Source organism: Halorhodospira halophila (genome assembly GCF_016653405.1).
In the GTDB taxonomy this organism is placed as follows: domain Bacteria; phylum Pseudomonadota; class Gammaproteobacteria; order Nitrococcales; family Halorhodospiraceae; genus Halorhodospira; species Halorhodospira halophila_A.
Window position 1 is genome coordinate 111,980 of record NZ_NHSN01000015.1, and the last position, 12,330, is coordinate 124,309.

At 67.1% G+C, this 12,330-nt stretch carries 13 protein-coding genes and 1 pseudogene; 8 read left to right on the forward strand and 6 right to left on the reverse strand.

Annotation, left to right across the window (positions count from 1 at the left end; translation table 11 throughout):
• Positions 1-60: 60 nt before the first annotated feature.
• The 3 genes from CCR79_RS04890 to CCR79_RS04900 all read left to right on the forward strand — a co-directional run bounded on the left by CCR79_RS04890 (position 61) and on the right by CCR79_RS04900 (position 3,034).
• Positions 61-2,157, forward strand: a complete 2,097-nt coding sequence (locus CCR79_RS04890) for a TonB-dependent receptor plug domain-containing protein (protein WP_201169374.1) — start codon at positions 61-63, stop codon at positions 2,155-2,157.
• Between the two features lie 151 nt (positions 2,158-2,308).
• Positions 2,309-2,557 carry a hypothetical protein gene (locus tag CCR79_RS04895; protein WP_201169376.1) on the forward strand — a complete coding sequence of 83 codons (249 nt, stop codon included), beginning with the start codon at positions 2,309-2,311 and terminating at the stop codon, positions 2,555-2,557.
• A gap of 3 nt (positions 2,558-2,560) precedes the next feature.
• Positions 2,561-3,034, forward strand: coding sequence for a hypothetical protein (locus CCR79_RS04900; RefSeq protein WP_201169378.1), 474 nt, complete (start codon positions 2,561-2,563; stop codon positions 3,032-3,034).
• A 7-nt stretch (positions 3,035-3,041) separates the two neighbouring features.
• On the opposite strand, the gene CCR79_RS04905 is transcribed toward CCR79_RS04900, so the two are convergent.
• The 6 genes and pseudogenes from CCR79_RS04905 to CCR79_RS04930 all read right to left on the reverse strand — a co-directional run bounded on the left by CCR79_RS04905 (position 3,042) and on the right by CCR79_RS04930 (position 8,900).
• The gene (locus CCR79_RS04905) at positions 3,042-3,656 is read right to left on the reverse strand and encodes an SOUL family heme-binding protein (protein ID WP_201169380.1); all 615 of its coding nucleotides are present in this window, start codon (positions 3,654-3,656) and stop codon (positions 3,042-3,044) included.
• 89 nt (positions 3,657-3,745) lie between these two features.
• Positions 3,746-4,573 carry a universal stress protein gene (locus tag CCR79_RS04910; RefSeq protein WP_201169382.1) on the reverse strand — a complete coding sequence of 276 codons (828 nt, stop codon included), beginning with the start codon at positions 4,571-4,573 and terminating at the stop codon, positions 3,746-3,748.
• 23 nt (positions 4,574-4,596) lie between these two features.
• A complete protein-coding gene (locus tag CCR79_RS04915) occupies positions 4,597-5,577 on the reverse strand; it encodes a PH domain-containing protein (protein WP_201169384.1) in 981 nt (326 codons plus the stop codon).
• Positions 5,578-5,912: 335 nt separating this feature from the next.
• Positions 5,913-7,496: pseudogene (locus tag CCR79_RS04920) on the reverse strand (BCCT family transporter); the annotation flags it as partial.
• A gap of 314 nt (positions 7,497-7,810) precedes the next feature.
• Positions 7,811-8,224 (reverse strand): nucleoside diphosphate kinase regulator, encoded by a 414-nt coding sequence (gene rnk, locus CCR79_RS04925; protein WP_201169390.1) that lies wholly within the window; start codon positions 8,222-8,224, stop codon positions 7,811-7,813.
• A gap of 475 nt (positions 8,225-8,699) precedes the next feature.
• On the reverse strand, positions 8,700-8,900 hold the full coding sequence (locus tag CCR79_RS04930) for a hypothetical protein (RefSeq protein WP_201169393.1): 201 nt from the start codon (positions 8,898-8,900) through the stop codon (positions 8,700-8,702).
• Between the two features lie 234 nt (positions 8,901-9,134).
• On the opposite strand from CCR79_RS04930, the gene CCR79_RS04935 reads away from it, so the two are divergent.
• From CCR79_RS04935 to CCR79_RS04955, 5 genes are all read left to right on the forward strand, one after another.
• A complete protein-coding gene (locus tag CCR79_RS04935) occupies positions 9,135-9,539 on the forward strand; it encodes an SRPBCC family protein (RefSeq protein WP_201169395.1) in 405 nt (134 codons plus the stop codon).
• 90 nt (positions 9,540-9,629) lie between these two features.
• Positions 9,630-10,277 (forward strand): hypothetical protein, encoded by a 648-nt coding sequence (locus CCR79_RS04940; protein ID WP_201169396.1) that lies wholly within the window; start codon positions 9,630-9,632, stop codon positions 10,275-10,277.
• A 68-nt stretch (positions 10,278-10,345) separates the two neighbouring features.
• The gene (locus tag CCR79_RS04945; RefSeq protein ID WP_201169398.1) at positions 10,346-10,630 is read left to right on the forward strand and encodes a hypothetical protein; all 285 of its coding nucleotides are present in this window, start codon (positions 10,346-10,348) and stop codon (positions 10,628-10,630) included.
• Positions 10,631-10,657: 27 nt separating this feature from the next.
• Positions 10,658-11,326 (forward strand): SOS response-associated peptidase, encoded by a 669-nt coding sequence (locus CCR79_RS04950; RefSeq protein ID WP_201169400.1) that lies wholly within the window; start codon positions 10,658-10,660, stop codon positions 11,324-11,326.
• A gap of 118 nt (positions 11,327-11,444) precedes the next feature.
• Positions 11,445-12,330 (forward strand): DNA-binding protein (locus CCR79_RS04955; RefSeq protein WP_201169402.1); only part of this gene is annotated, 886 nt, incomplete at its 3' end.

Here is a 12,330-nt window from a genome sequence, read left to right on the forward strand (position 1 = left end):
ATCCACCCGGGGCCTACCCGGGGATCGCACTTTGGACTGGCCATCAGGAGGCTTTGCACGATGCATCCGAAACGAACGCAGACGCCGCTTCTCACCTGCACCAGCCTGGCGGTGCTCGGCGCCCTCAGCACCACCGCCGGGGCCGATGAGGCCCCGACCGCGCTCCCCGAAGTCCTCGTTGAACCGCCGGAGGAGATCGAGGGCAGCGGCACCGAGCGGATCAGCCGGCAACAGTCCCACCGTCTGCAGGACCTGTTCCGGGGCGACTCGGAATCCCACGTGGGCGGTCCACGCCAGGCGCGACGCCTCTATCTGCGCGGTATCGAGGGGAACCAGACCCGGGTCACGGTCGACGGCGCCCGGCAGGGCCGGGATCTGCACAACCACCGGGGCGGCCTCGCCGGGATCGATCCCGCCTTCCTCCGCTACGCCGAGGCCGAACCCGGACCGCCGGCGGCGGACGACGGCCACGGCGCCACCGGCGGCTCGGTCCGCTTCGAGACCATCGACGCAGGCGACCTCGTCGACCCCGAGACCGGCTACGGCGGCTTCGCGCGGGGCGTCCGGGGCAGCGCGGCCGACTCCCTGGCCACCAGTGCGGCGGGCGCCATCTACCCCACCGAACGGATCGGACTGCTCGTGGGCGGCAGTTACACGACCACCGAGGACTATCGCCTCGGTGGTGGCGAGATCAAGGATTACACGGCGTACGATGACCGCAATCTCCTGCTTCGGCTCAACGCCGATGGCGAACAGCAGCGGGTCCGACTTGGCTATGAGGAGAACGAGAACCTGGGGGAATTGCCCCTCAGCGGCGGCGATCGTCCGCCCTTTGAAGAGGACGACCTTACCGATCAGCGTATGGTGCGGGAGACGACCAGCCTCAACTACGAGTTCCACCCGGAGACGCGGTGGGTGGACCTGGAACTCGACCTCTACCGCAATCAGAGCGAGTGGGAAGACCGCGATGAGGGGGTCGGCTTTCTCAGCGACGGTGTCGGCGGCCGCCTGGCCAACACCGCCACTCTCGCGCGGGGTTCCCTGGGGCCGTTGGGCCACGGGGAGAACCGCCTGACCGTCGGCGGCGATATCGAACGGGATACCGGGGAAGGCGACCATACGAGCCGGGGCGGCGACATCCTGACCTACGAGTCCCAGGGGGCGTTTATCCAGAACCGGCTCGAGAGCGAGCGACTGGATCTCTCGCTGGGGGTTCGGGGCGACTGGATGGAGACCGACTATGAACAACTAGGGGAGTCGGTGGACTTCTCGGAGGTCTCCACCAACGCCCGGATCGGCTACTGGGCCACCCCGTCAACCGAGCTCTTCGTGGGCTACGGCGAGTCCGCCCAGGGCCGCTCGGGGACCACGACGCTGCATCTGGACCGGAACATCGGCAGCCGCGACCAATTCGATGAGAACGAGGTACCTGACGATTTCAACCTCGACGAGTTCGAGGCGACTCGCATCGAGTATGACGACCCGCAGACCAGCGCTACGACCGAGGCCGGCGTCCGGTCCGAGCAGCCGCTGGCCGGCGGCCGACTGGAGCTTTCCGGCACCCTGTTCCGGACCGATATCGACGACCTGATCCTCTACGGGTTCGAGCAACCCACACGTCTCGGACGGCAACCGATCCAGAGCATCGATAACCTCGACGATCAGATCACCACCGAGGGCTACACGCTCAAGGCCGCGTGGCGCGGGGAAGCTCTTTACAGCTCCGTGAGCTTCACCCACGACAAGGTGCGCGGCCTCGGGGACGGAGACACCCTGACCCCCGGCGAGCCCTCCGGACGCCAGCAGCTGGTCCGTGCCGTCGGCCCGCAGGGGGATCGCCTGGTCTGGGACAGCGTCTACCAGTTCCACCCGGCTCTCCAGGTCGGCTACACGCTGAAGGCGGTCGCGGACCTGGAGCGGGTGATCCCGGGCGACGGCGAACGCGACGGCTACACCACCCATGATGTGCAGATGCGCTGGCAGCCCGGGGGCGACGAGGACGTCACCCTCTATTTCATCGTGCACAACCTCTTCGACGAAGAGTACGCCAGCCACACCGCCATCCCGCGGTACGCAGCCGGTGAGACCGTCGAGGATAGCGATTACGCACGCGAGCCGGGACGCGACATGCGGCTGGGTGCCAAGGTCCGATTCTAAACGTTCCGCACGGCAGGCCGGGGAGTGCGCCCTCTGGCGCTCCCCGGGCCCTCCGGGCCACCTGCTCTTTGCTCGCCGCCCGGGAATCGGCTAGATTCCTCCAAGGGTTCGGAACCACGCGTGCAATCGTGAGCCGTGGAGGCATGGGGCATTGGCTTTTGAATTCTTGATGCTGGTTGGGCTGGCACTGGCGGCGCTGGTGGTCGCCGTCATCATCCAGCGCCGTCGCGACGGGCGCGCCCCGGGCAGCCGCGACGACCCACTGACCCGCGCCTGCCACGGCGACACGGAACAGGCCGATCGCCTGGAGGCCGCCGAGCAGGAACGCGCGGCAGGCAAGCTCTCCCGCACCGAGGCGCGGCGGCGGGCCGCCGAACGCCTGAAACGGGACCGCGTCTAAGCCATGTTTCTGTGGCTGCTGATCGCTGCCGTCCTGGCAGCCATCGACCTCGGCGCCCGCCCGTCGAGCCTGCAGGGTGGCTATCTGCTGGCCGCGGCCATCGGCGCCCTGGCAGCGGCGCTCGCCAGCCTGGCCCTCGGCGATGCCCACCAGTTCGTGATCGCACTACTCGTCGGGGCCGCTGCTGCCCGCTTTCTGCCGCCAGCCATCCAACGCCGGGAAAGGCACCGGCTCAAGCGGGAAGCACGGGACTACACGCTCGCCGAAGTTGACGTCGATGAAGACGGCATCCCCTGCGTCCAGCCTCAGGGTGAGGACACCCCCCTGCCGGCCATGCTCGAGGATCGCGGTGAGCTGACTGCCGGCGACACGGTTTGGGTGCTACGCGTCGAGCAGGGCGTGGCCATCGTGCGTTCGGCCAGTGGACGGAGGGGGCGGGTCCCGCCCCCGCTGAGCCGTTGCCGGTGGATGCGCTAGACGGCGCTTACGACGCCGCCTCCGCCGGCGCATCCTCGACCGGGATCAGGATCTCGTTCCGGCGCAGAAACCCCGGGGTCATCGGATCATCGTAATAGGCATAAACCGGCTCGCCGGCGGCCTCCAGCCCCTGATCCGTCATCCACTCGCGGAGCCTGCGCTCGTGCTCCTCGACCATCGAATCGCTGGCACGGCCCGAGAAGCGAATGGCTGCCATTCGCTGCGGGTCGAGTTCGCGCAGGGTGATCTCCTCGCCCGCCGGCCGGGGCAGGTCGTCCAGGGAGTACTTTGCCGGCATGATGAAACGCACCAACCAGCGCCCCTCGCCTTCCGGCGTCTGGGTCACCGGGGCCGTCATGGCGATGGAATCACCCTCGCGCTCACGTGCAAAGATGTAGCCAGCCAGCGGCCGGAACCCGGCACTGACCGCATCGCCCCGGCTGCCGCTGCGCTCGACCTCGGCCACCCGAAGCGCCGGATAATCCCTCAGCTCGCGGTCGCCATCCTGCAGGACCACCGAGTACTCCGGTGTCTCGACGCCGCGGACCACGACCCACCAGGCAACGATGACACCCACCACCAGAACGACCGCAAGCCCGACTCCCCAATAAACGATCTTCATTACGCACTCCGAGCAGCACGACTATCCCATTATGACGCACTTCCAGCCGACGGCGGATGCCCACGCCGCCGACAAAAAGCCTGCGGACCTCAAGCCTCGTCGTCCTCGTGCCCTGGATTGAACACCATCACCGGTACGGACGACTGGCGGACCACCGCATGGGCCACGCTGCCCAGAGCCAGCTGGGCCAGCCCGCTCCAGCCCTGCGTCGTCATGGCCACCAGGCTGCCCCGGTTGGCCGCATAATCCGTGATCGCCTCCGCGGTATCCTGCTCGGACTCGAGGACGGTGTGGCTAATCTTCTGACGGGTCTTCGGCTGCCATGCCGCTGCGAGCGCCTGCAGATAACTGGCCGCCTCCGAGGTATCCTGGCCGGCGGTGTCGACGGCCACCCGGACCAGGCGTAATTCGGTGTCCAGCGCCTCGGCCAGCTGCAGGGCCCGGGGCAAGATCCGCTCGGCGAAGCTTGAGCCATCCAGCAGAACCAGAATCCGCAGAACCGGACCGCTCCAGCCGCTGGGCAGTGCCGGCCCGCTGAGCAACAGGGGGCGACTTGCCTGTCGGGTCAGCGTTGCGGCGGTGCTGCCGAGCAGCGCCTCGCCCATGGTCCCCCGGCCACGGGTGGCCACGCAGTAGAGGGATTGCGTGTCCTCGCTGATGCGCTGCGCAAGGTATTCCGCCGGGCGCTGGGCCGGGGTTACCTCAATCTCCGCAGCACCGACCCGGGGGCTTCCCGCCTCGCCCAGTGGCAGCATGTCCTCGATATCCTTGCGGCGGCCGGGACCCGAGCCCTCCGGCTCCACGACGGACAGCAACCTCAACGGCAGACCACTCTGCTCCTGCAGCTCATGGCCCACCACCAGGCCACTGAAGAGTGAGTACTCCGAGCCATCGACGGTGACGACGATCTCTTCCATAGCAACCTCCCGGGCCAAGCCCGTTACAACGCCGGAGCCACCAGACGGGCAGGCTCCTGCTGCCCGCCATGCATCACCCGGCTCATGACCACCTGATAGATCCCGAAGGGATCAACAATCCCGGGGACGATCACGCAAACGCCGTCGCGCGTGGTGATCACCACGCGGCCATACCCAAGAAGGCGGCCGAGCCAGGTGTAGTGGACCCCCAGGGCCTGAACGTCCGACAGTGGGATGACCCGCGAGTGCACCACGATCAGACCTGTCTCGACGACGAGGTGGTTCTCGGTGACGCGCAGCTCGGTATCGAAATACACCCCCTGAGCGTAGGCCGCCAGCCCGGGGAAGACGAGCACATAGAGGATCGTGGCGATGACCTGGCCGACGACGCCGAAAGGACCAACTGCCAGCAGCGCACTGGTGAGCAGGGCAAGCACGGCCGGCAGGAGTACGCCCCAGTGCACCTCGGCCCGATACAGCACGCGCTCGGGCGGCTCGGCGGTCTCTTCGCCAAGCTGCTTGCGCGGATCGTAGGCGGTGCCGCCCACCCGGAACCGGTAGCGCATGGACAGCGCGAGCAGGGTGAGGCTGATCCCCGGGGGCAGGAGGAGCAGCCCCGTGGTGAGCAGCATGATGCCAGCGGCCGTACCGAACAGGCCGACTCCGGCGATCAGCGAGCCGAGGGTGGTCACCACCATGCCGCCGGCCAGCAGATTGAGGGTGCGCCGCCAAGGGGCCGAGGTACCCGGTTCGCGGCCACGGGCCACCTCTCCTGGCCACCAGCGCAGCAGGATGGAGATGATCGTGGCCGGCAGCAGGACGGTGAAAGCGATCAGCGACAGGAACGCCGCCTCTCCCCACAACAGGATGGAGCCGAGCAGCGCCAGCGCGGCGGCCAGCAGCAACAGGCGGGTAACGCGCCCGTACAGAAACCGCCCGATCTGAACCAGCAACGGCGGCGCGTTGGGATCCGCGAGTTTGCGGCGCAATTGATCTCGTTTCATGGCCACGGCTCCTTGCCCAGCGCCACCAGGCATGCGCGCAACAGCAGCAGTCCACCGCCTATCCACGCTAGCAGGGGCAACCCGCCCAGTGGAACGGCCAGGAGCAGGATCGCCACGGCAAGGAGCAGCACCGCCGCGGAGAAGACCAGCGACTGCACCGCATGGAACCGGACCAGCGGGTCGGCGCGCTCGAGCATCAACAGAAGCAGTGCGCTGAGCGGGCCAAGCAGATACGCGCAGCCAGCGGCCTGGGGGCGTGACAACCCAGTGCGCCCGCGTGTCGGCTCGCCGCGGGGCGGCTGCAGCTCCATCCCCCGCGCGCTCAGACGCTCCCTTTCCTGCCGGAGACCGATCAGGAGGCTCAGCGACAGCGCAAGGACAACGATCGCGAACGGCAAGCCGCTGGCCACGGCACCGGCCTGCAGTGCACCCAGGGCCGCCTCGCCGCCGACGAACAGCAGCGTGGCGGCGAGCACACCGGTCAACACGACCCACAGCACCCGTTGCATACGCGGCGTATCCAGGCGGCCGCCGGCTGTTACCGCATCCAGGACGCGCGAGCCGGAGTCCGACGAGGTCACGAAGAAGATCACCACCAACAGCACCGCCAGCGCAGCGGTGAACTCGGTACCGGGCAACTGCTCCAGCAGATGGAACAGTGCCATGGACTCGCGCTCACCCAAGCCGTCGGCCAGGCCTCCGAGCCCGCCCTGGACCTGACGAAGCCCCTCGCCCCCCAGGGCGCTAATCCAGAGCCACGTCACCGCAGTCGGCACCAGCAGCACCGCTGTAACCAGCTCGCGGACGGTGCGCCCATAGGAGATACGGGCGATGAACATCCCCACGAAGGGGGACCAGCTGATCCACCAGGCCAGGTAGAAGACAGTCCAGGTCTCCATGAAGCCTGCATCATCGCGGCCCACCGGCGTGCTCATCGGCACCAGCTGGCCGAGGTAGCTGACCCCGGCGGTCGCCAGACTGACGGCAGACGCCAACAGCCCCCCGCTGACGAGGATGAACAGTAGCAAAAACCCGGCCATTCCGAGGTTGAGGTTGCTCAGCACGCGGATCCCGCGCTGGATACCCAGCAGTACCGACGCCACGGCGACACCAACAACCACCGCGATGAGCAGTAGGCGGGTACCCAGCGCGTCCTCGACACCGGCGAAGATGGTGCTCAGACCGCTGGCCGCCTGCTGGGCCCCGAATCCGAGCGACGTCGCCAGGCCGAAGACCGTCGCAACCACCGCGACGATATCGATGGTGTGGCCGATCGGCCCCCAGGTGCGCTCACCGAGCAGCGGATAAAAGGCCGAGCGCACGGTCAGCGGCAGACCGCGGTTGTAGGCAAAGAAAGCGAGAGCCAACGCCATCACGGCGTAGATGGCCCAGGGGTGCAGCCCCCAGTGATAGAGGGTCGCGCCCAGCGCCAGCCGGGCTGCGGCTTCGGTCCCTGGCTCGACGCCCCGCGGAGTGCCAAGCCAGTCGGTGTAATAGGCCACCGGTTCCGCCACCGCCCAGAACATCAGCCCCACGCCCATGCCCGCGGCAAAGAGCATGGTCAGCCAGGAGAGGCGACCGAACTCCGGCCGGGCCGCCGCACCCCCGAGCCGGATGTTGCCCGCGGGCAGGAGGATCAGGGCGAAACAAAGCAGCACCAGCAGGTTCCCGATACCGAGGAACACACCGGCGAACCGCCCGCGAACCCCGTCCAGGGTCGCCTCCAGAAGATCCCGCGCCGGCTCGGCGAAGGCCAGTGTCAGCCCGAGGAACAGCAGCAGGAGACCGGCACTGACGATAAAGACCGGCGCGTGCAGCTCCAGTCCAAGCACGTGCGTGGTCTGCGCCCGAGTATCCGGCCCGAAGCCAGCCTCGGCCGAGCGGGACCGGGGCCGGGCAGGTGCTCGGCGTTCGGTCAGGCTCATGGGACGCCCTCTGGTTGCAGGTGCCTGCCGGGGCGCTCCGCCATAGCGCGGACGACGCCCCACGCCGCTCCCTAACTCAGGCTAGCAGTCCCGCCCGAACCGACGAGGGCGGTGTGGTGACTCAGACAAGGATCCGGACAACGCACCGCCGAAGCTTCGCCCCCGGAGAGGCGACGGCGACAGGCTTGCAAATAGGAATCGTTTTCAGTAACATTCAATCCAGCGGCTCCACGGTCGCTTGGGTGCTCACGTCAGCGGTACTTCGGGCCGGACACCACAAGGGGTCCGGCCCTTTTTTTCACCCCCGATCACCGATGATGCTCACCGGAGCGCTCAGGCTGATAGACGATCTCCTCAATACGGACTCGATGCTCACCGCCACCGGCCCTGGGCCAATCGATCTCCTCGCCCTGCGAGAGGCCAAGCAGCGCACTGCCCACCGGAGCCAGTATCGAGATGGTCTGCCCGCTCGGATCCGCGTCCTTCGGATAGACCAGCGTCAACGTGAACTCCTCCTCGGTCCCCTCCACACGGAACCGGACGGTCGAGTTCATGGTGACCACATCGGGCGGGACCTCATCCGGCTCGACGATCCGGGCCCTCGCCAGTTCGTTCTCAAGGTCCGGTTTGCCCGGGAAGGCGTTCCGAGACAGCGAATCGATGAGGTCCTCAAGCCGCTCGGCGTCGCGGGATGAAATAACGATCTCGGGTCTTTTACTCATTCAATCCAGCCAATCGGTTATGTCGACGGGGGCAGGTCGGTTGCTCGCGGGCGCAACCCGGACAGCCGTGCCGGATCCGGCACGGTGCGTGCGACCTGGAGCTCGGGCCAGAGTGGCCGTTCTCAAGTTTCGGGGGACGGTGACCGCGGGCTGCCGCCCACAGGCCACGCGGGATGCCTGTCCGGCCAACCATAGCACGCTTGCCTGTTGCGTCCAGGCGCTTCCGCCACTGAACGCACCGGAGCCTTCGGTCGCCTCTTGCAGTGGAGAAAAGGTCCGTTCCGGATCGCGGGCGAATTCCACAAAATCTGTGGAAAACCGTGTGGAGAAAATCGGGGGCGCCCGCATTTCGAGGGGCCCGGAGGTCGATTGATCAAAACCTGCTCAGGAGAACACCCTTCACAATCAGCAGGTTGAGCGCCTGACCACCCCCGAGCGGGGAGTCACCCAACAGTTCCCGACCGCCTGTGCAGAATCAACGCTCCCCATCCGGCTCAAGCGCGGCTGTCAAGCCCGGCTCCGGGTCATCGGCCATCTGTTGCCCCGCCAGACCCTCGTGGACGGTGAGGTAGCCGGCGATGAGGAAATAGCCGGCGCCGGCGACAAAGACCAGCAGCCCCACCGTACGGAACACCTCTCTCGCCGCCCGTCCGAACATCCTCAGCCTCGGCTTCATGACACCAACCTCTTCTCGATACGAAAGCCACATAGAATGGTACTGCGAACCATTCGCATCTGCAAGCTTATACGCATCGCGTGCACCCCTTCCCCCTGCCCAACGCGCAGTCCAAGATAATCAGACTTGCGCGCCCCCGGCTTACCGGCCCGCGGTGAGCAGTGACTGCGCCTTTCAGTCGGTTCTAAACCTCAGCCACCAGCGCCAGTCAGCAGGCTGCCCGGGAACATACCAATGCGCCACGACCGCCCCATGCCGGAAAAGCCGCTCGAGGTTGGTCTCGACTCCAGAGCCACCCCCGAACACCTGTGGGAGATCCTCACGGACACCAATCAGTGGCCACGCTGGGGACCGAGCGTTCGTCGTGTCATAGCGGCCGAGCGCTACATTCATGCCGGCGCGACAGGGCGGATTGTCATCACCGGCGTTGGATTGCAAGTCGGGTACCGGATTACAACATTCGAGCCACCCTACCGATGGGACTGGTCGGTCGCCCGTTTTCCCGCCACTGGGCACCGCGTCGATCCGCTACCGAACGGCGGGGCGCGAGTGGTGTTCGAACTACCGCGTTGGGCCTTTGCATACGCCCCGATCTGCCGGCAGGCGTGCCGACGGATCATCGACATCGCCCACCGATAGCGCCGCCCGGACCCCGGGCACCGGCGACAAGACCGCCCGACAGCCCCATCCAACGCCTTCGCATCGGGGTTCGTAACCCTCGCCGTTGAAGTGCTCTGGACACGCCTCTTTGCCCAGGTCCTTCAGAACTCGGTCTATACGTATGCGATCGTCCTCGTCGCCTTCCTCCTGGCGCTGAGCCTGGGCTCCGTCGCCTCCCATGGACTGGCGCGGATCCCTCGCTTTAACCCCCGTCATGTGCTGCTTGCCCTGCTCACCATTGCGGCGACGGTGGTGGTCGTCTCGCCCTGGGCTTTCCACAGCGCAACGGCCGGCCTGACCTACGTCGGTTCCGGCGCGGGCTGGATGGAATACCTGACGGCGGTCTCCGGCATTGCCCTGCTGGTCATGGTCCTGCCCGGTGTCATGCTGGGGGCTGTCCTGCCCTATCTACTGCGCGTCGTCCAGGCCGCCAATCCACAGCCGGGCCCGGCCATCGGCGGGCTGGTTGCCGCCAACACATCAGGCGCCATCCTCGGTTCTTTGGTTGCCGGCTTCCGTTGGCCCGCGGCTCGGCTGAGAGGCGTATCACATCCCGGACTTCCGGCCTACACTCAGGGGCACCTTTGTCCATGCACGGCGGCTAGCCGTGGCACGGAGACCGCTGATCGGCGCCATCGTTCCGGACTTGGGGCAAGCCTTCCCTGGGCCGCACCGATGGCCGGAGAGTGCAAAGGATGCTCCCTCGATCCCCGCTGAACCGAACGCACCTTGGGTTCGCCAGCGTCTACCTGGCCGCGTTTCTGGACCTCCTGGCCGGAGGCCACGTGATCTGGTTGTGGTCCGACACACCCGCCGATCGGGTGCTTATCGCCCTGCTCTCGATGAGCGCGGCCGGGATCCTGTTACTGGTTGCCGTCTACCTGACCGTCTTGACGGATGGCCGTGAAGGCAATGGCTGCTTGATCGCCAACGTACCCGTGGTTCTGGTGATATTGGGCATTCTGGCGGCACCGGCGGAAGCGGTCATCATCCTGCTGTTTCTGATCGGCTGGATGTGGCCGGCTATGGTCAGTGTCGCCGTGTTCATCGGCGGCCCCAGGACGCAATAGGGTGTAACCGAACGCGGAGACGAGTCGATGTGCGGACGCTTTGCCCTGAATCGGCCTCTTGAGGCCATCGGCGAGAGCCTCTTCGGCATCCCGTCCGCGGGCGAGTCGCACGCACCGCGCTACAACATCCCGCCCGGAACCCCCATCCCCGCCTTCCGCAGCGCGGACGAACACGCTGAGGCCGTGGTCCTCGATTGGCCCATCTGGGGGTTCAAGCCCCGGTGGGCCGATACCGACGGGCCCGCACCGATCAACGCCCGCGCTGAACGGGTCGCCACCAGTCCCTACTTCAAGCGTGCATTCAGCCAGCGCCGCTGCCTGATCCCCGCCAGCGGATTCTTCGAATGGCGCCAGGAGCAAGCCGGCAAACAGCCCTACTACATCACCCTTCGAGACGACGACCCCGATGGCGTGATGCTCCTCGCCGGGCTGTGGGAGTGGATCGATGAGCACCAGACGTGCTGCGCCATCCTCACGGAACCGGCCACCCCCTTCCTTCGGCCAATCCACGACCGGCAGCCCGTGATCCTCGACCCCGTCTGTCGGTGGGACTGGCTGGATCCAGCCCTGACCGAGCGCGAGGCGGTCCGCAGCGCGGCCCGGCGGCTGGATCCGGCGCGCCTTACGCTATGGCCGGTTTCGGCGCGGGTGAACAAACCGGATAACGACGACGCCGAGCTGCTCGCTCCCGCGTAAGCCACGCAACCAAATGATCCTCGTATCCGCCGGGAAAGACGTCACAGCCTGTCGTAGGACTGGAGTAGAAAGGGGATTCGGCCGCTACACGATTCAGGGCGTAGCAACGAAGCCAACCATGGGTCTGTTCAACCTCGGCAAAAAAGACGCCTACGGCAAACAGCGGCGCATCGAGCACCGCGGCAAATACCTGCGGGCGAGTCGCACCGGCGGGGTAGCGCTGCGCGCCCAGGCGCGGGCGGCCGGTGTGAATCTGACGGCGAACACCCGGCGCGGTGTCCGCGCCTCGGTCACGCCGGCGAAGAACACCCAGGTGGCGCTGCAAAACGGCCGGTTCATCCTGCGCGGGCGCTACGGCAAGGGGCCGACCAAGCTGAATCTGTCCAAAAGCGGGGCGAGCGTCTCGACGCGCAACCGGCTCGGCTCGTTCAACTGGTTCCGCCCCAACCGCTCCTCAGCGAAGGTCTTCGGTGTCCAGGTCCGCGGGCAGAAGGCGGCGCAGCTGCAGATGGTCTACATGGTCTTCGCCGCGCTCGTCGGCGCCGTGCAGCTGCTCTTTGTGGTCATCGGCGGGTTGCTGCGCGGTGCCGTCGCGCTGGGGCAGTGGCTCGTTGATCACACCCGAGCCCTGCCACGGCGCTGGCGCAACGCCCGGTTGCAGCGCCAGCGCCGAAAAGTTGATCCGGCGGTGCACGAGGCTATAGCGCGCCTGGAAGCCGACGGGCTCAGTGCCGCCGTCGCCCTGGTCGTCGCCCTCTGGGGGCGGGGAGAAACACTCAAGGAAGGATGGCGCCGCGTCCAGCACCGCGCCACCCAGAACCCCGGCCTGGAAGCCCTGCCCCGCTCACCGGAGCGGTTCGAGGGAGTTGCGGCGGAGCTCGAGCGCTGCCGCGCTGCGGTGCAGCCGGCACAGGACGCGCACCGGATTGTGCTCGCTTTGCTGGCCGAGGCGGCGGCGCAGGGGATGGACGGCGAGCGGCGGGCCGCACTGTTTTTCGATGTGG